General features: G+C 74.8%; 17 protein-coding genes. 11 read left to right on the top strand and 6 right to left on the bottom strand.

All coding sequences use genetic code 11. The features are described 5' to 3' along the window. The first annotated feature begins 118 nt into the window (after positions 1–118). From SM573_RS04660 to SM573_RS04650, 3 genes are read left to right on the top strand one after another with little or no spacing between them, the layout of a single operon-like run. Positions 119–1525, top strand: coding sequence for an MFS transporter (locus tag SM573_RS04660; RefSeq protein ID WP_474611894.1), 1407 nt, complete (start codon positions 119–121; stop codon positions 1523–1525). Next, a complete protein-coding gene (locus tag SM573_RS04655; RefSeq protein ID WP_474615550.1) occupies positions 1522–2622 on the top strand; it encodes a hypothetical protein in 1101 nt (366 codons plus the stop codon). Before SM573_RS04660 ends, SM573_RS04655 begins: the two co-directional genes overlap by 4 nt. Further along, entirely contained in the window at positions 2619–4211 is a 1593-nt protein-coding gene (locus SM573_RS04650) for a hypothetical protein (RefSeq protein ID WP_474615549.1), read from the top strand. Before SM573_RS04655 ends, SM573_RS04650 begins: the two co-directional genes overlap by 4 nt. A 982-nt stretch (positions 4212–5193) precedes the next feature. Here the strand turns inward: SM573_RS04650 and SM573_RS04645 are convergent. After that, on the bottom strand, positions 5194–6132 hold the full coding sequence (locus SM573_RS04645; RefSeq protein ID WP_474615548.1) for a S41 family peptidase: 939 nt from the start codon (positions 6130–6132) through the stop codon (positions 5194–5196). An 86-nt stretch (positions 6133–6218) separates the two neighbouring features. Here SM573_RS04645 and SM573_RS04640 point away from each other — a divergent pair, with 86 nt between their 5' ends. Further along, positions 6219–6746, top strand: a complete 528-nt coding sequence (locus SM573_RS04640; protein WP_474611898.1) for an ArsR/SmtB family transcription factor — start codon at positions 6219–6221, stop codon at positions 6744–6746. A 90-nt stretch (positions 6747–6836) separates the two neighbouring features. After that, positions 6837–7595 (top strand): MerR family transcriptional regulator, encoded by a 759-nt coding sequence (locus tag SM573_RS04635; protein ID WP_474615547.1) that lies wholly within the window; start codon positions 6837–6839, stop codon positions 7593–7595. 53 nt (positions 7596–7648) lie between these two features. Here the strand turns inward: SM573_RS04635 and SM573_RS04630 are convergent, their stop codons facing one another. Continuing rightward, positions 7649–8035, bottom strand: coding sequence for a serine hydrolase (locus SM573_RS04630; protein WP_474615735.1), 387 nt, complete (start codon positions 8033–8035; stop codon positions 7649–7651). 107 nt (positions 8036–8142) lie between these two features. Next, positions 8143–9696, bottom strand: coding sequence for a gluconokinase (locus SM573_RS04625; RefSeq protein WP_474611901.1), 1554 nt, complete (start codon positions 9694–9696; stop codon positions 8143–8145). A 273-nt stretch (positions 9697–9969) separates the two neighbouring features. Between SM573_RS04625 and SM573_RS04620 the strand changes: the two genes are divergently transcribed. Then, a complete protein-coding gene (locus SM573_RS04620) occupies positions 9970–11130 on the top strand; it encodes a hypothetical protein (RefSeq protein WP_474611902.1) in 1161 nt (386 codons plus the stop codon). 38 nt (positions 11131–11168) lie between these two features. Here the strand turns inward: SM573_RS04620 and SM573_RS04615 are convergent, their stop codons facing one another. Then, positions 11169–11750: a hypothetical protein gene (locus SM573_RS04615; protein WP_474615546.1), complete on the bottom strand. Its 582-nt coding sequence runs from the start codon at positions 11748–11750 to the stop codon at positions 11169–11171. A gap of 153 nt (positions 11751–11903) precedes the next feature. Between SM573_RS04615 and SM573_RS04610 the strand changes: the two genes are divergently transcribed. Both SM573_RS04610 and SM573_RS04605 read left to right on the top strand, forming a co-directional pair. Next, a complete protein-coding gene (locus SM573_RS04610; protein ID WP_474611904.1) occupies positions 11904–12389 on the top strand; it encodes a WapI family immunity protein in 486 nt (161 codons plus the stop codon). Between the two features lie 102 nt (positions 12390–12491). Next, positions 12492–13841 carry a hypothetical protein gene (locus SM573_RS04605; RefSeq protein WP_474615545.1) on the top strand — a complete coding sequence of 450 codons (1350 nt, stop codon included), beginning with the start codon at positions 12492–12494 and terminating at the stop codon, positions 13839–13841. 30 nt (positions 13842–13871) lie between these two features. Here SM573_RS04605 and SM573_RS04600 read toward each other — a convergent pair whose 3' ends face one another. Both SM573_RS04600 and SM573_RS04595 read right to left on the bottom strand, forming a co-directional pair. Next, on the bottom strand, positions 13872–14309 hold the full coding sequence (locus SM573_RS04600; protein WP_474615544.1) for a VOC family protein: 438 nt from the start codon (positions 14307–14309) through the stop codon (positions 13872–13874). A gap of 14 nt (positions 14310–14323) precedes the next feature. Continuing rightward, complete coding sequence (locus tag SM573_RS04595) at positions 14324–14692, bottom strand: VOC family protein (protein WP_474611907.1); 369 nt, start codon at positions 14690–14692, stop codon at positions 14324–14326. Between the two features lie 253 nt (positions 14693–14945). Here SM573_RS04595 and SM573_RS04590 point away from each other — a divergent pair, with 253 nt between their 5' ends. From SM573_RS04590 to SM573_RS04580, 3 genes are all read left to right on the top strand, one after another. Continuing rightward, positions 14946–16163 (top strand): RNA polymerase sigma factor, encoded by a 1218-nt coding sequence (locus SM573_RS04590; protein WP_474615734.1) that lies wholly within the window; start codon positions 14946–14948, stop codon positions 16161–16163. An 87-nt stretch (positions 16164–16250) separates the two neighbouring features. After that, entirely contained in the window at positions 16251–16622 is a 372-nt protein-coding gene (locus tag SM573_RS04585; RefSeq protein ID WP_474611908.1) for a YciI family protein, read from the top strand. A 206-nt stretch (positions 16623–16828) separates the two neighbouring features. Continuing rightward, entirely contained in the window at positions 16829–17536 is a 708-nt protein-coding gene (locus SM573_RS04580) for a hypothetical protein (RefSeq protein WP_474615543.1), read from the top strand. Positions 17537–17539: the final 3 nt, after the last annotated feature.

Here is a 17539-nt window from a genome sequence, read left to right as displayed (position 1 = left end):
GGAACCGGTCGGCCGGCCGTTAGTCCCGACCGTCTCGGAGCTGTGATCTTCCACCCGGCCGGGCGTCGCCCCCACCTGCCGCAACTACGCTGAGGCGGCCGTCCGAACGGGAGAACGTGTGCGCAACCACCCGGCGATCGTGCTGGTCGCCGTCCTGCTGTCCACCCTGTCGTTGCCGATGTCGCTGACCGGCGCCTCCGTCGCCCTGCCGGACATCGGCCGCGATCTCCACGCCGAACTGGCCGGAGTGCAGTGGGTGGTGAACGGCTACAACGCCACCTTCGCCAGCTTCATGCTGGCCACCGGTGCCCTGGCTGACCTGCTCGGGCGGCGCCGGGTCTTCGCCACCGGCGTGACGATCTTCGCCGGCGCCGGGCTGCTCGGTGCGGTGGCCGGCGACATCCTGCTGCTCGACGTGCTCCGGGCGGTGGCCGGCATCGGCGCGGCCGCCGCCGCGACCAGCGCCTCGGGGCTGCTCGCCGACGCGTTCCAGGGCCGTGCCCGGGCCCGCGCGTTCAGCCTGTTCGGCACGACCATCGGCGTCGGTCTCGCCTTCGGTCCCTCGATCGCCGGGCTCCTCATCGACACGCTCGGGTGGCGGGCCGTGTTCGCCGTGCCGGCGGTGGCGGCGCTCGTGGTGCTCGCCCTCGTGCCATTGCTGCCGGAGTCCCACGGCACCCGGGCGGGACGCGTCGACTGGCCGGGCACCGTGACGTTCACCTCGGCGCTGCTGCTGCTCATCTTCGGGTTCGTGCAGGGCCCGGAGTTCGGGTGGGCCGACCCGCGGATCGTCGCCGCGTTCGTCGCCGCGCTCGTGTTGCTGGGGCTCTTCGTGCCGGTGGAGCGGCGTCGGGCCGAACCGATGTTCGACCTGGCCCTGCTGGCCAGTCACCGGTTCCTCGGCATCTGCCTGGCGGCGGCCACCATCGTCGCGGTGCTGGTGCCATTGCTGGTCTACCTGCCGTCGTACCTCACCACGGTGGTCGGTCTGACGCCCGGCGTGGCCGGCGCGACGCTCATCCTGCTCACCGCGCCCACCCTGGTGCTCCCGATGCTGACCGGGGCGCTCACCCGCCGGGTGCCGGCCACGCTGGTGGTCGTCGTGTCGGTCGCGGTGGTCGCCGTCGGCGCGGCGTGGGCCACGGTCCTCGGCCCGGACAGTCGCCCCGCCGCACTGGCCGGCCCGCTGCTCACCATCGGCGTCGGGGTGGGGCTCTCCATCGGATTGCTGGACCAGATGGCGATCGGCAGCGTGGCGGCGAACCGGGCGGCGACCGGCGCCGGGATGATCAACACGGCGCGCCTGGCCAGCGAGACGGTCGCCATCGCGGTGGTCGGCGCGGTGCTGGCCAGCACCACGGCGGGGCGGCTCGCCGACCCCGGTTTCACCGGCGGCCTGCGCACGGTGCTCTGGACGATGGCCGGCCTGGCGCTGGTCGCCGCCGCGACGACCGCGCTGCTGGTCCGTCGCCGGAGCGCCCTGCCTGCCGGACCGGCGGTGACCGCCTATCGTGGCGGGTCATGACGAGCAGCGAGCAGCGACTGGCCGCGATCCGGGGCGAGGCCCCGCCCCGCCGGCATAACGCCCGGACGATCGCCGCGCTGACCGGCAACCCCGGTTGCACGCGGCGGGCGTTGCTCGACGGGGCGGGCGTGGACAAGCCGAGGCTCGCCGAGCGGATCGGCTTCCCGGCCCGCTTCGGCCAGTCCCGCTTCGCCATCACGCGGGGCAACGCGTTCGAGGCGCAGGTCAAGGCCGACGGAGGGGCCGAGCTGCTCCGCCTGGTCGCCGAACGGCTCGGCGTCGAGCCCGGTGAGCGCGCCGACTGGACCGATCTCGGGGCCGACGACGACCTGCCCGAGCGGCACGCGCGGTCGCGGGAGCTGTTGACGGCGGCCGCGCCCACGGCCCGGGACCAGCCGGCCGCGCTCTTCGACCACCCACTGCTCGGCCTGGACGTGGCCGGCCGCCGGGTGCACCTGGAACCGGACCTGGTCGCCGCCCGGCTGGGCGGCCGGTTCCACGTGGTCGAGATCAAGTCTTTTCCGGTGATCGACGGGCAGGCCGACCCGGCGAAGGTGTCGGCGGCCGCGACCCAGTCCGCCGTGTACGTGCTGGCGCTGCGGGAACTGCTCGCCGACAGCGGCCTCGACCCCGAGCTGGTGTCGCACGACGTGGTGCTGATCTGCCCGAGGGACTTCACCAACCGGCCGGTGGCCAGCCTTCTCGACGTGCGCAGGCAACTCCTGGGGCTGCGCCGCCAACTGGCCCGGATGGCCCGCCTCGACGATCTGCTGGCGACCGTGCCGGCGGACTTCACCGCCGACCTGACCGCCGATCCGGCGGCGCTGACCGCCGCGCTGCACCGGGTGGAGGCGCGCTACGCGCCCGAGTGCCTGGCCAGCTGCGAGCTGGCGTACTTCTGCCGGCACGAGGCGGGCGGCCACACGGCCGCGCTGGGCCGGCCCGTCCGCGAGGCCCTCGGTGGGCTCGCCACCGTGGCGGAGGTGACGGCGCTCGCCAGCGGCGAACGCGCTCCCGACCCCGAGCAGGCCGAGGCCGCCGCGCTGCTGCGCGCCGCCGCCCGGTTGCGCGCCGACGCCCTGGGCGTTCCCGCATGAGTACGCTGCGCGCGCTCGCGAAGGCGCAGGCCGTCGCCTCCGGGGTGGCCCAGCCGGTGGCGACCGTACGGCACCTGCACCTGCACGAGCGACCGCTGGTGCTCGTGCCGCTCGCCCTGGCCGGTGAGGCGAACGCCCCGCTCGCCGCGCTCGTCGGGGCGGCGCCGGACGAGGCGCGGCTGCTCGTCGTCCCGCAGCCGCGCAACCGGGATCAGCGTTTCCGGTTCGCCGCCGACCTGGCCTCGATCGTGCTGCCCCACCTGGACGCCCACCGGTCGGTGAGCGAGGCGGTGCCGGTCGACCGGGGCCGCGACGTGCGGTACCGGTACGTCGACGCGCCGCAGCTGCTGGTGCCCAACCCGGCCGGGATCACGTTCCTGCGCCTGCTCGGCCGCTCCACGAGGTTCCGGCGGCCGGACGGGGAGTACCCCGTGCACCCGTCGGTGCCGCTGCTCGGCCGGTGGTTGACGTTCTTCGCCGAACGGGCCGAACATCCCGGCTCGTCGGCGCTCGTGGCGATGACCGACGCGTTGACGCTGCACTGGGCCACCGGGCAGAGCGCGGTCGAGGACCTGCACCTGCCGGCGCTGCTCGGCTGGATCGACCCGCCGCCGGGGCTCACCGGCGCCGAGGCGGCCGCCTCGGCCGAGGACCCGGCCACCCACCCGCCGGCCGGGCCGGCCACCGATCCCGACTTCGACAACCACCGGCTCGCCCCGGCCATTGAGGCGTACGCCGCGGCGGAGGGCGACCCGGCGGCGCTCGCCGAGGCGTACGCGACGCTGGAGGCTCTGCTGCGTGACCAGCTCGCGCCCACCTGGGAGCTGATGTGGCGCGGCGTGGGGCTGCTGCGCCGCCTGCCGCCGGGTGCCCGGGTCGAGGCGCGCTGGGCTGCCGACCGCGACGCGTTCACCGCGCACGCCGAGCACGTCGACTCGGGCGGCGGGCCGCAGCCCCGACGGGACGGCGCGGTGGCCGCCGCGGTACGGCTGCACCGGCTGGAGCGGGCGCTGACCTCGTACGCGGTGCAGCGCGCCTATGACGATCCGCTGGTGATGGCCGAGCACCGCCTGACCGGTGAGGCGTTCGTCGGCGAGGTGATCCTGGCCGATCCGAAGCGGGTCGACGACACCGGCAAGCGGCCGGTACTGCGCCCCCGGATCCAGTTGGTGACCACCGAGCCGGTGCTGGTACCGGTGGGCGCGACGCTGTACTCGCCGGCCCGGCCGGAGCAGAAGGCCCGCGTGGTGTTGCTGACCCCGGCCCCGGACGGCAAGACCGAGGTGGTGCTGGAGCTCTCCGGCGGGATGGGACGCGGGCTGACCGCGCCGCCGGGCAGCGTCCCGGAGGTGGGGGAGCGGCTCTGCTACACGACGCTGTCGGACGCGTTCCTGCCCGCCGGCGCGTTCCCGGCTCCGGAGGAGACGCCGTGGACGCACGGCGGCCCCCCGGCCACCATCCCCGAACCGGCCGCGCCCGGTCCTGCCGCGCTCGGTCCTGCCGCGCCCGAACCGGCCTCGTCCGGTCCTGCCGCGCCCGAACCGGCCTCGTCGGGATTGGACGGCGACCCCGACGAAGAGTGGGCCTGAGCGGCACCCCGCGACTCAGGTCGTCAGTGGCCCGGGCCGGGACGGTCGCCCCGAGGTTCGTCCCTCGGGCAACTCCGGGGCGGTCGGTCTTGCGTTCGTCCCTGGTCTGGATGACGGGCCGGCCCTGCGGCCTTGGACCGCCCCCCCCGGGCCGGTCGGGAACGGGTCGACTTCGCGCCCGCGCCCCCATTGGGAGCGCTCGCGGACGGGCGCTCATAGGGGTCTGACACGCTGTCGAGCTGCCCCAGATCTGGGACACGTCGGCGGTGCGGACGGGCCCCGGGGTCTGGGCTACGTCGGTGGTGCGGACGGGCCCCGGGTCTGGGCTACGTCGGTGGTGCGGACGGGCCCCGGGTCTGGGCTACGTCGGTGGTGCGGACGGGCCCCGGGGTCTGGGATACGTCGGTGGTGCGGACGGTCCCCAGGTCGGGGATACGTCGGCGGTGCGGACGGGCCCCGGGGTCTGGGCTACGTCGGTGGTGCGGACGGGCCCCAGGTCAGGGACACGTCGGCGGTGCGGATGGGCCCCGGGTCTGGGACACGTCGGCGGTGCGGACGGTCAATCAAGGCGAGCCGCACACGGTCCCCGGTCCCGAGGCGGGCCGCGCCTCATGTCTGGGGCAGTCAGGTCGTCGGTCCCCAGGCGCGCCTGCCCCATTTCTGGGGCAGGTCGACAGGACGCGCTCAGGTATAGCGCTGACCGTAGGCGGCCCGTTGACCCGCCGGTCGTGACGCAGGCGCAGACCGCTGGCCCGCGCACCGCGCGCACCGCGCGCACCGCGCGCACCGGTCGCACCGCGCGCACCGCGCGGTTCGCCTCGCACACATCCCGGCGTTCGCCGGACCGGGGCCGGTCGAGGCGTTGGCCCGGCGGACGCCCGCGAGCGGGTGCCGGGCGCAGCCGGGGCGCGTCGAAGGCCCGGGACGCGTCGGCCAGCGCGGGCCCTCACCGTCAGGGCACCTGCGGACCGCCCCCTCGTCGTCAGGAAACCACCGGCACCGTCGGCGTCGGCAGGCGGGACTGGGTCGGCAGGCGGGACAGGGCGGCGCGGTGTGCCACGTCGAGGGCCTCGGCGGCCGGTGACTCGACGTCCGGGGTCACACCGGTGCCCTCCCAGTTGGTGCCGCTGACCGGGTGGACCGGGCGGGCCACCGGCACGGTGACCTCCAGGTGGGCGTGCGCCCGGAAGCCGACCCGCGGGTGCGCGCCGCCGGCCGTCCGCTCGCCCACCACGGTGGCCCGGCCGAACTGCTGGAGGTTGTAGGCCAGCTCCTCGCCGCCGGAGAAGGTCCGGGCGCTGGTGAGCACGTAGACGGGCTTGTCGGAGGCGTACCGGGGACCGGGGAGGTAGGCGGCGCTCCAGGACTGGCGGACCGGCTCTCCGGCGCGGTCGTACATGGTGTGCAGCAGGGTCGGCTCGTCGAGCAGCCAGCCGCAGACGAGAGCCACCATGTCGGGGCTGCCGCCGACGTTCTCCCGCAGGTCGAGCAGGAGGGCGTCGGTGCCGGCGAGCAGCCGCAGCGCCGCGGTCACCTGGTCACCGGCGAGGGGCGGCGGGAAGAGCAGCGGCCGGATCTCCAGCACCCCGACGTTGCCGTCGAGGTGCTGCACCCGACCCACGCCGCCCATGGTGCCGGCGGCCAGCCGCGCGATCCGGTCGTCGTCCGGATCCTCCTGCCGGTCGGGCAGCGCCTCCTCGTGGTACTTGAGCCGCAGGTGCAGGTCGCCGTTGAGCGACTGGAGGTCCGCGGTGACCAGCGCGCCGAGCGCCCGCGGGTCGGGGGCGTCGGCGTACCGGCCGGCGGCGAGGTTGCCGGTGAGCAGGGTGGTCAACCGTGCGGCCACCTCGGGAAAGACGTAGTGCTCGTCGACCAGTTTCGCGGTGCGTTCCACAGCTTCGGTGATCTCGGCCTGGCGCATGGTGGTCTCCTGCTGACGGGGACGTGGGTGCCCAGCAGTAGAGCAGCCGATTGACAAAGCGTCAAGAGAATTAGACACTTTCTGGCATGGCCGACGCGCTCCCCGACCGCCCGCTCGACGAGTTGCTGGAGGTCACCACCGCCGAGCAGTTCAAGGCGCTCGGGCACCCGTTCCGCCAGCGGCTGCTCTTCGCGCTCGGCCAGCGACCGGCCACCATCAGCCAGCTCGCGGCGGGGCTCGGGTCGGCCAAGGGCAACGTGGCACACCACCTCAAGGTGCTCCGGGACGCCGGCATGGTGCGCGTCGTGCACACCCGGCCGGTGCGCGGCGGCACCGAGCAGTACTACCAGCGCTCCGCGCGGCGGTTCTCCGTCGCGCCGCGCCACCCCGGCGCGACGGCCGCGATGCTCGGCGCCGTCGCCGAGGAGATCGCCGCCGCGGCGGACGAGCCGCTGCTCCAGCTGCGGCACCTGCGGCTGACCGCCGCCCAGGCGGAGCGGCTCCGGGCCGCGCTGCTCGAACTGGTCGAGGGTGCCGAGGACGCCGGCGGCGACGAACCGCGCCACGGCGTGCTCGTCAGCCTCTACCGGGAGGGCACTCCGCCACCGTCCTGACCGCCCGTGGCCGGGGGGCGACCCGCCACAATCGGGCTTGACCCTCACGTAACGGCAGGGCGCAGCCTTGATGCCGGAAGGGAGGGAACCATGGCGTACACGGTGGGTCAGGTGGCGAAGCTCGCCGGCGTGACGGTGCGGACGCTGCACCACTACGACGAAGTCGGGCTGCTCTCGCCCAGCGGGCGCAGCAGCACCGGCTACCGCCGCTACGACGACGCGGACCTGGAGCGGTTGCAGCTCGTCCGCTACTACCGGGAGTTGGGGTTCCCGTTGGAGGAGATCGCCGCGATCCTGGACGACCCGGCGGCCGACCCGGCGGCGCACCTGCGCCGCCAGCACGAGCTGCTGTCGGTACGGATCAAGCGGTTGCAGGAGATGGTCACGGCGATCGAGTTCGCGTTGGAGGCGAAGAAGGTGGACATCCGGCTGACCCCCGAGGAGCGGTTCGAGGTCTTCGGGGACTTCGACCCGGAGGCGCACGCCGACGAGGCGGAGCGGCGGTGGGGCGGCAGCGAGGCGTACCGGGAGTCGAACCGGCGGGTGGCCCGGTACGGCAGGGACGACTGGCTGCGCCTCAAACAGGAGAACGAGGACTGGGGCCGGCGCATCGTGGCGGTGATGTCCTCCGGCGCGCCCGCGGACAGCCCCGAGGCCATGGAGCTGGCCGAGGAGCACCGGCAGATCATCGGGCGCTGGTTCTACGACTGCTCCTACGAGATCCACACCGGGCTGGCCGACATGTACCTGGCCGACGAGCGCTTCACCGCGCACTACGAGAACATCGCGCCCGGCCTGGCCGCGTACCTGAGCGAGGCGATCCACGCCAACGCGATCAGCCGCGCCTGACGTACGTCGGCCCGGCGGGTGGGACACGAATCCCGCCCGCCGGGCCGTCCGGCTCACTCCTCGTACGCGGCGGACCCGACGAGGTAGTCGTAGACGGTGCGGGCCAGCCGGCGTACCGTCTCGTCGCCGCCGGCCATCGGGCCGGAGGTGAGGAAGGCGACGGCGACCTGGGAGCCGGGGATGAGGTAGTAGCCGACGTGGTGCGAGGCGTCCGGCAGGTCGCCGGTCTTGTGGGCCACCGGCACGCCGGGCGGCAGCGCGGCCGGGATCTTGGTGTTCAGGGTCTGCTCGGCCATGAAGCCGATCATCAGGTCCCGGGACGCCGGCGTGAGGATCTGCGCGTCCCAGACCGCGCCGAGCAGCGCCACCACGTCGTCCGGGCTGGTGTAGTTCTCCTCGCCGCACATCGCGGCCTCGGTGTCGAGCATCTTGCGGGCCAGGATCGTTCCGGGGGCCGGCCCGGCCGAGGAGCGGGCCGTGGCGATCGGCGGCGCCGAGGTGCACCGCTACGCGATCTCGGCGGTCGAGACGCCGCGAGGCGTCCCGGTCACATCGGTGGTGGGGCCGCCACCGGTTCGGCGGGCAGGCCGGGCGCCAGCCGGCGCAGCGAGGTGAACGTGGGCACCAGCGCGTCGTACAGCTCGGCGAAGAGCGGCAGCAGCGTCGCGTACGTGGCGGCGGCCGCCGGGTCGGGTCGGATGATCTCCTCGATCCGGACCAGGTCGGCGGCCACGTCGATGGAGGGGATCAGGCCGAGCGCCTGCATGCCGAGCAGCGCCGCTCCGAAGCTGGACCCCTCGTGCCCCGCCGGGAAGCTCACCGGCACGCCGAGCGCGTCGGCGAGCATCTGGCGCCACAGGCCGCTGCGGGCGAACCCGCCGCTGGCCCGGACGTCGCGGACCTCGTTGCCGGCGGAGCGCACCGAGGCGAGCACCAGGGCCAGCTGCTGGCAGACGCCCTCCATGGCCGAGCGGACCAGGTGCTCCCGGCGGTGCCCGTGGGTCAGCCCCACGTAGGCGCCCCGGGGCAGCGCGCTCCAGTGCGGCGCCCGCTCGCTGAGCAGGTACGGCAGCATGATGAGCCCACCGGAGCCCACGGGCGCGCGGGCGGCCAGGGCGACCAGCTCGTCCTCGGCGTGCGCGCCCAGGTCCGGCGCGAGCGCGTCGCCGGCCCAGTGCAGCACGATGCCACCGTTGTTGATCGCGCCGCCGACCGCCCAGCGGTCCTCGGTGAGCGCGTAACAGAACACGCCCCCGAGCGGGTCCACCCCGGGGTGTTCGACCATCACCCGCATCGCGCCGCTGGTGCCGATCGAACAGGCCACCATGCCGGGATGCACCGCCCCGAGCCCGAGGTTGGCCAGTGGACCGTCGCCGGCACCGACCACCACCGGCGTGCGTACGGGCAGGCCGGTGGCGGCCGCGGCGTCGGTGGTGAGCCGGGGCAGCACGGCGGTCGTGGCGACCAGCTGCGGCAGCTTCTCCCCGGTGATGCCGGCGATCGCCAGCGCCTCGGCGTCCCACTCCAGCCGGTGGATGTCCATCAGGCCGGTGCCCGAGGCCACCGAGTGGTCGGTGACCAGCATCCCGCAGAGCCGCAGCAGCACCCAGTCCTTGATCCCCACCCAGTGGGCGACCCGCTGGAAGAGCAGTGGCTCCTGCTCGGCGTACCAGAGCAGCTTCGGCAGCGGGGCCATCGGGTGGATCGGCGTGCCGGTACGCCGGTGCAGCGCGAGCCCGGACGGGACGGCGCGCAGCCGCTCGGCCTGCCGGCTGGCGCGCGAGTCGGCCCAGGTGACCGAGGGGGTGAGCGGGCGGCCGTCGGCGTCGAGGCCGATCAGGCTGTGCATCGCGGTGCTGAACGACAGCCCGGCCACGGGGCGGTCGAGCTCGCGCACGGTCGCGCGGATCGACTCCTGCACCGCGTCCAGGATGCGTCGCGGATCCTGCTGGGCGTACCCGGGCTGCGGCTCGTCCAGCGGGTAGCCGACCGAGTTGGTGGCGAGCTGGCGTCCCTGCGTGTCGTACGCGACGGCCTTCGTACTGGTGGTCCCGATGTCGACGCCGAGCACCACCGGCGGCGCGCCGCGTGTCCCGGCCATCGCCCTCCCACCCCTCGACAGACCGGCGGCCCGGCCGGCTGCGGCTGACGTTACCGAGGGAGGTAGCCGTCACGCAGCGTTATCGGCCCTGCTCGGGTCGGTGCGACCGCGCGCTGTACCCCGAATCGCGAAGCGCCGCAGCATAACCGCCTACTCGTCCGAATTGGTCAGCCGATCGGATGATTCGTCCACTGCGGCGTGACCGCGCCGGACGCCGCCGTAGTTAACACGTGTGACACCCCGGTTGGTGGCCTGCGCGGCGAAGGAGTCGGCATGGCAAGGACTGATTCGACGGGTTCCACATGGCGGTACCGGTGGGCGCACCGGCAGAACGAGCGCCGGCACCGGACCTACCGGGCCGCTGAGGCGGCCTGGCGGCGGCGTGACGACGAACTACGACGGCTGCGCACCCTCGCCGCCGACTTCCAGGGCTCCGCGGCGGCCGGCGCCGGGCTGCCCCTCGAACTCGCACCGGACGAGGCCGTGCTCTGGGTGTGGCCGGCCGCGCAGCTGGTCGAGGTCCGGCACACCGGTGTCCTGCCCGCGCCTGACCTGGCCGTCGGCCCGGAAGCGACGCCGCTGCGCGCGCGCCGCCCGGACGGCGTCCGGGTCACCGACGCCGGCATGGCCGTGATCACCAGCCGTCGCCTGGTGCTGCTCGGCGGTCGCGGCCGGCGCGACTGGTCGTACGGGAAGATGACCGGCCTGGCCCACGACCCGACGGCGCCGGTCACCCTGATCCAGGTGCTCGACCGCCGCCGGACCTCCGGTCTGATGCTGCCCGTCAAGGCGGCGGCCGACTTCCGGTTCAAGCTGACCCTGGCCTTCGCCGACGCGATCGAACAGCGGGCCGCGGTGCTCGCCCAGCTCGACGACCTGATCGCCGAGCACGCCGAGCTGAAGCCGTTCCGGCCGGCTGTCGCGACCCCGGCCCAGGCTCGGCTCTCCGGGCTGGTGCCCGGCGGCCGGCGGACGGTCGCGGTGGCCGCGGCCATCGCGCTGCTGGTGCCCGCGGCACTCATCGAGAGCGGGCCCTCCGACCCCGGCGCGGAGGTGGCGGCCGCCGCCACGCCCGGCTCCAGCGCCGGCCCGACCCCCGGTCCCGCGCCGGTGCTGGCGCGCCCGGCCGCCTCCGCCCCGGCGGCGGCGAATTCGACGCCCAAGCCGAAGCCCACGTCGGCATCGCCGACCGCGACGCCCCGCCGGGAGCGGCTGTGCGGCGCGCCGGAGAACCCGATGGGGTACGACTTCTGCGGCGGGAACCGGATCCGCAAGCCGGCCGCCGAGATTTGCGACTACTTCGACTGCGCCCAGGAGTTCTGGGCCGGCCGGGGCTACCTCGTGCAGTGCCGCGACGGCGCGGTGAGCCTGACCGGCGGCCACCGGGAGGCCTGCGCGCAGCACCGCGGCGTGCGTCGCACGGTCTGGACCTGACCCACATGCCGGTCCACCGCTCGGGCGGACGACGCCGGTCAGCCAGCTGTCGCTTCGGCCTGCGGGCGGAGCGGTAGGAGGCCGGCGAAGATGAGCGCACCGCCGACCGGGAGCAGGTCGAGGTTGGCCGCCAGCGCCACGAAGCCGACGAGGACCAGGGGTGGAGCCCAGCGCGGCAGCCGGCGGGGTCGGAGGGTGGTGGCCAGGACGAGCAGCGTCAACAGCCCGAGCTGGAACAGCAGCGGCCCGACGGCGAAGAGCGGGTCCGGCAGGGGCGCGGCCTCGGCGAACCCGGAGAAAAGGTCGCCGAGGATCACCCAGAGGAAGCTCGCCGCGCCCGCGAGCGCCGCCACGGTGGCGGCCCCGGTGAGCGTACGCAGCCGCGGCGCCTCGGTCCGCAGCATCCGGCGCAGTTCGACGGCGAGGACCGCGAAGGCGACGATCGAGAGGAGGAACGACGTGTGGCCGATGTTCCACGCCGGGCCCGGCCCACGGTGGCCGTCGAGGCCGTCGGCCAGCCGGCAGATCCCGTAGAACAGGAGCAGGAGGGGCGCGGCGACGGCGGCCGCGCGCATCCGGGGCACACGGCGGACGGTGACGCGGGCGGTCGTGGCAGTCATACCCCCAGCGTCGTCCCGTGGTCCCGCCCCGACCATCGGGATGTCCCCGTAACCGCCCCGGAGTCGCCACCCCGAGACGGTCGGGGAGCCCTGAGCCGATCATGCGCCCGATTTCTTCCTCAAAGTCACTCTGTGTCCGAGATGATGGGAGGTATGGAGATACGCTCCGACGATGGTGCGCGGCTGAGGATCCGGCCGGTCGGCTACCAGCCGGGCGTCGAGCCGCCGGCCGATCCCGAACTGGCGGGGGAGTGGGACGACTGGCTCCTGATCGAGGCGGACGCCCGCACGGCCGACGGCCAGGCCTGGTCCCGCTGCGATCCGTGCCTCACGGTGGCCGAGGCGGGCATCCTCGCCGAGTGGTTGCGCCTCCAGGCCGACTTGGCGGCGACCCCCGCGATGCTGCCCGCGGTGCTGCGGTTCACCGAGCCGAATCTCGCGTTCCGGACCCGGGTCATCCGGCGTCGCCGGGTGGAGCTGACCGCCGAGTTCTCCCACGAGTCGCTGCCGCCGTGGATGCGTCGGCCGCTGAGCGCCGTGTACGCCCTGCCGCTGACCGTCTCCGCCGACGCCCTCGATCTGGCGGCCGCGCAGTGGGCGCGGGAGGTCGAGGCGTACCCCCAACGGGTCATTTCCTGACGCCGCGACGAGCCCCGGCGGCCAAATCTCTCTTATCGGAATAAAGGGAAGCATCGATCCCTCGTGCGTGACCTGTCACTCTGATGGGCGGTTGTACCGCGTGTGACCACCACATCACCGGGCACCCTTCTACCGGCGACCGCGCTCCCCACCTGGCGGGTCGCCTGGGCCGACCGCGAGAACGACCGGCGGCGGCGCGTCCACCTCGCCGAACTCGACACCTGGCGCCGGCGCGCCGACGAACTCACCCGGCAGCGGATCGAAGCGGCCACCTTCCTCGGCTGCACCGAGCCGCGCACCGGCCTGCCGGTGGAGCTCGACCGCGACGAACTCGTCTTCCGGATCCTCCCCACGGCGGAGCTGGTCGAGGCCGTGGCCCGGCACGTGCCCGGGCTGCCCCAGCCGGCGCTCACCGTCGGACCGCACGCCCCGACCGGCCGTACGCTCCCGAAGGGCCTGCGGGTCGCCGACGCCGGCGTCGCCGTCGTCACCAACCAGCGCGTGGCGTTCGCCGGGCGCGAGGTCCGGCGCGAGTGGTGGTACGCGGACCTGGCCGCCCCCGCCCACCACCCCGACGTGCCGCTCACGCTGCTGCACCCGCGGCGCCCCGGCCGGCTGGGCGGGCTGCGGGTGCCCGAGCCCGCCGCCGCGAACGCCCGCTTCTACCTCACCCTCGCCGTCGCCGCCGCCCGCGACGAGCGCGACGCCGTCGTCGCGGAGATCGACACGCTCATCGCGGCCCACCAACGCCACCGCCCGATGCCGCCGATGCCGGTCCAGCCGTGGCAGGCGCCGATGACCGCGCGGCGGCCCGACCGGCGGGCCACCGCGGTGGCCACCGTGGTCGCCGCCGCCGCGTTCGCGACGCTCACCGTCAGCGCGCACGGGTCGGAGGAGGAGATCCCGCGTCACCGCGCCGAGGCGGGCGGCATGCTCACCGTCGAGCCGCCCGTGGGGATCGGCGCCGTGCTCCCGACGCTCGCCCCCGCGCCAACCGGCCCGGCACCCACCGGCCCGGCCCTCGCCGGCCCGGCTCCGGTGCCGGGAGGCACCTCCGGCGGCGAGTCGGTCCCGCCAGCGGGAGCGACGGGCTCGGCCGACCGGTCGGCAGCCGGTGGGGTGGCCGCGTCGGCCGGCGACACCGCCCGTCCGGGGGCCGTGACGCCGCCGGGGTCGGCGCCCGTGCCGGGAGTGCCCGCCGGGCCCCCGCCACCCCCGCCCACCACCGCGCCCCCGCCCACCACCGCGCCGCCGCCCACCACCGCGCCACCGGCCAGCCCCGCGCCGGACCCGACCACGCCGCCGAGCAGCAGCCCGCCCCCGCCGGCCGCACCGGACACCGAGCCGACCACCACGCCGCCCGCGACCGACACGCGGCTGCTCACGGTCTGCCTGGACCCGCTCAGGCTGCCGCTGATCGACCCGCTGCTCTGCCCACGCACCGACTCGTGACCGGAGCACCGCGCCGGCGCGGCGCCCCGCTCAGCCCGTGGTGCCGAAGTCGGGCACGGTGAGGGTGCCGTCGGCCGCGAGGGGGAAACCCGGGTTCCAGGCGATCTCCCAGACGTGGCCGTCCGGGTCGGCGAAGCAGCCCGCGTATCCGCCGTAGAACGTCTCCGCCGCCGGGCGCGTCACCTCGGCCCCGGCCGCGACGGCTGCCGCCATCAGCTCGTCGACCTCGGCGCGGGAGCGGACGTTCTGGGCCAGGGTGATCCCGCCGAACCCGCTCCCACCCGGCTCGTCGACGCCCGCGTCGGCGGCCAGCTTGTCGCGGCCCCAGAGCACCAGCGCCAGGCCACCGGCCTGGAAGAAGACCGTCTCCTCGACCTCCTGACCCCGCCAGCCCAACCGGGTGTAGAAGGCCGAGGCCCGGCCCAGGTCGGCGACGCCCAGGGTGACCAGACTGATCCGCTGCTCCATGCGACCCTCTCCGCTCACTCCGGGGCGTGGCAGACGGCCTCGACGTTGTTGCCGTCCGGGTCCCGGACGAACGCGCCGAAGTAGGTGGGGTGGTATTCCGGCCAGAGGCGGGGCTCGTGCAGCACCTCCGCGCCGATCGCCACGGCCGCGTCCCGGAACGCCCGGACGGCGGCGCGGCTGTCGGCGGTGAACGCCACGTGCGCCTCGCGGGCGGTGCCGGGACTCGTCGTCGGGCCGAGCCAGAACTCCGGGCGCTCGCGGCCGTAACCCACGACGTCGGAGAACTCCAGCAGCCGCCGGCCGCCGAGCGGGGCGAGCACGGCGTCGTAGAAGGCGGCGCTGGCCGCGACGTCGCGGACCTGGACGGACAGATGGTCGATCATCACACTCCTCCGGGTGTCGTCGGCCCCACGCTAGGCCCCACCTCCGACAAACCTCACCGGCGTGCCGGAATCCGGGCCAGGTGGCGAACCGACGGCGCGGAGACCGCGCTCGGTGCCGGCGGGGCGACGCCGACCGCCGCGGACGGTTCCGCACCTGCTCGGACGCCCCCGGTGCCGGCCCGCCGGACCGGGCTGATGTCATGGTCCGGTGGAAGAATCCGAGGTGCGGCGCACGGTGGAGACCGTGTGGCGGATGGAGGCCGGGCGGGTCGTCGCCGCCATCGCCGCCATCGTCCGCGACGTCGGGCAGGCCGAGGAGCTGGCCCAGGACGCGCTGGTCGCCGCCCTCGAACAGTGGCCGCGTGACGGCGTACCGGGCAACCCCGGCGCGTGGCTGACGACCGTCGGCAAGCGGCGGGCCGTCGACCTGGTGCGCCGCCAGCAGACCGGGCAGCGCGTCGTCGCCGCACTCGGCCGCGAACTCGACGAGCACGTCCTGCCCGACTTCGACGCGGTCGGAGAGGACCGGATCGAGGACGACCTGCTCCGGCTGATCTTCGTGGCCTGCCACCCGGTGCTCTCGCCCCTCGCGCGGGCCGCGCTGACCCTGCGGCTGGTCGGCGGCCTGACCACGGGTGAGATCGCCCGCGCCTTCCTCACCACCGAGTCCACCGTCGGGCAGCGGATCACCCGCGCCAAGCAGACCCTCGCCAACGCCGGTGTGCCGTTCGAGGTCCCCGGCCCGGCCGACCGCGCCGAACGCCTCGACTCGGTGCTGGAGGTCGTCTACCTGATCTTCAACGAGGGGTACGCGGCCACCGCCGGGGACGACTGGATGCGTCCCACCCTGTGTCAGGAGGCGCTGCGGCTGGCCCGGCAGTTGCAGGCCCTGATGCCCGACGAGCCCGAGGTGCACGGGCTCGCCGCGCTGCTGGAGATCCAGGCCTCCCGCACCCGCGCCCGCACCGGCCCCGACGGCGAGCCGATCCTCCTCAACGACCAGGACCGCGGACGCTGGGACCAGCTGCTCATCCGCCGGGGCCTCGCCGCCCTCGACCGGGCCCGCACCGATCGGCCCGGCCCGTACGCCCTCCAGGCCGAGATCGCGGCCTACCACGCGCGGGCGCGTACGCCCGAGGAGACCGACTGGGGGCGGATCGCCGCGCTCTACGGGGAGCTGGCCCGGCTGGTGCCCTCGCCCGTGGTCGAGCTGAACCGCGCCGTCGCGATCGCGCAGGCCCACGGCCCCGCCGCCGGCCTGGAGGCGGCGCGGGCGCTGGCCGACGAACCGGCGCTCGCGCAGTACCATCTGCTGCCCGCCGTGCTCGGTGACCTGCTCAGCCGGCTCGGCCGGTACGACGAGGCCCGGCGCGAGTTCGAGCGCGCCGCGTCCCTCGCCGGCAACGCGCGCGAGCGGGCGCTGCTGCTCGACCGGGCCGCCGAAAGTCGCCGGAAAAATCTTGAGACGTGATGTCGGATCGCGCCCGGCCCGCTCGACGCGTCAGTGAAAGCCACCAGGGTCCGCACTCGCGGGCCGCTTCGGAGAGGAACATCTGAGATGCGCTACATGCTCATGCACAAGCTCGACGAGAACCAGCCCGGCGCCTTCGACCCGAGCCCGGAGTTCATGGCGCGGATGGGTGCCTTCGTCGGGGAGGCGGTGAACGCGGGCGTGCTGCTCGCGGGCGAGGGCCTCGAGAAGAGCAGCAAGGAGTCCGGGCGGATCACCGTCGAGAAGGGCAAGACCACCGTCGTCGACGGCCCGTTCACCGAGACGAAGGAGCTCATCGCCGGGTTCGCGCTCATGGAGGTGCGGTCCAAGGACGAGGCGATGGAGTGGGCGAAGCGGTTCGTCGAGCTCTTCATCGAGGCCGGGCTGGACGTCGAGGTCGACGTCCGCCGAGTCAACGAGGGCCCGGCCGAGGCCTGACCCCGGCCGTACGCGGACGAGGACGCGGGCCCGCCGGCACGCATCCTCGTCCGCGTCGCCGCTGACGGTGCGCGCGACGCCGCCAGTCTTCGCGGTTCGGCAATCTTCGCGTCAACGTTCGCTCAGGTCCCGTGACCTCGTCGGTCACCTGTGGTCGAAACGATCACCGGGTTTCCGCCCGCCCGCCGAGCGAATGAGAGTCCACTGTGCCGTCCCCCCGTCGTGCCCGGCGCCGTTTCCGGCGCCACGCCTGGGGACTTCTGGCGCTGGTGCTGCTCGTCGGGCTCGCTCCGGACGCCGCCTCGGCGCATCCCTTCGGGGCTCCACAGCAGATCGAGGTCGATGGTGAGGGCGAACGCGGTGTGCGGGTCCGCTGGCGGGTGGGCGGCACCGACGACCTGACCCTGCTCGGCATCTCCCTCGGGGTGCTCCCGAAGGATCGGGTGATGCTCGACGGCGCGGTCACCTACGAGGCCTCCGACGCGGCGGCGCTGGCCCACGCGCCCGCCTTCGCCGGCTACCTGGCCGAGCGGATCACCGTGACCCAGGACGGGCGGTCCTGCGCCGGCGACGTCGACGTCGCCGAGGACCTGGCGTCCCGCGGCGCCGAGCTGCGCTTCACCTGCGCCGCGCCGGTCGGCACGGTGACCGTGACCGCCCGGATGCTCACCGACCTGCACGAGGCCTACCGCACGCTCGCCCGTGGTCCCGACGGGCAGACGGCGGTGTACGACGCCGCGCACGAGTCGGCGCAGTGGCGGGTCGGAGACGGTTCCGGCCCCGCGTCGACCCGGACCGCCGCCGCGACCCCCGCGGAGCAGAGCGCCCGGCAGCTCGTGGTCGTCGGCGGCGTCATGCTCGCGGCCGTCGCCGCCGGGATCTTCTGGTACCGCCGGCGGCGACGAAAGGCCTGACCC

It is taken from the genome of Micromonospora xinjiangensis, from assembly GCF_056150165.1.
This window is presented reverse-complemented; position numbering and strand designations above follow the sequence as displayed.

Coding starts and splice junctions, on each gene's coding strand:
- SM573_RS04655 (WP_474615550.1), top strand. CDS start 1,522: ATGACGAGCAGCGAGCAGCGACTGGCCGCGATCCGGGGCGAGGCCCCG.
- SM573_RS04650 (WP_474615549.1), top strand. CDS start 2,619: ATGAGTACGCTGCGCGCGCTCGCGAAGGCGCAGGCCGTCGCCTCCGGG.
- SM573_RS04645 (WP_474615548.1), bottom strand. CDS start 6,132: ATGCGCCAGGCCGAGATCACCGAAGCTGTGGAACGCACCGCGAAACTG.
- SM573_RS04640 (WP_474611898.1), top strand. CDS start 6,219: ATGGCCGACGCGCTCCCCGACCGCCCGCTCGACGAGTTGCTGGAGGTC.
- SM573_RS04635 (WP_474615547.1), top strand. CDS start 6,837: ATGGCGTACACGGTGGGTCAGGTGGCGAAGCTCGCCGGCGTGACGGTG.
- SM573_RS04625 (WP_474611901.1), bottom strand. CDS start 9,696: ATGGCCGGGACACGCGGCGCGCCGCCGGTGGTGCTCGGCGTCGACATC.
- SM573_RS04620 (WP_474611902.1), top strand. CDS start 9,970: ATGGCAAGGACTGATTCGACGGGTTCCACATGGCGGTACCGGTGGGCG.
- SM573_RS04615 (WP_474615546.1), bottom strand. CDS start 11,750: ATGACTGCCACGACCGCCCGCGTCACCGTCCGCCGTGTGCCCCGGATG.
- SM573_RS04610 (WP_474611904.1), top strand. CDS start 11,904: ATGGAGATACGCTCCGACGATGGTGCGCGGCTGAGGATCCGGCCGGTC.
- SM573_RS04600 (WP_474615544.1), bottom strand. CDS start 14,309: ATGGAGCAGCGGATCAGTCTGGTCACCCTGGGCGTCGCCGACCTGGGC.
- SM573_RS04595 (WP_474611907.1), bottom strand. CDS start 14,692: ATGATCGACCATCTGTCCGTCCAGGTCCGCGACGTCGCGGCCAGCGCC.
- SM573_RS04590 (WP_474615734.1), top strand. CDS start 14,946: ATGGAGGCCGGGCGGGTCGTCGCCGCCATCGCCGCCATCGTCCGCGAC.
- SM573_RS04585 (WP_474611908.1), top strand. CDS start 16,251: ATGCGCTACATGCTCATGCACAAGCTCGACGAGAACCAGCCCGGCGCC.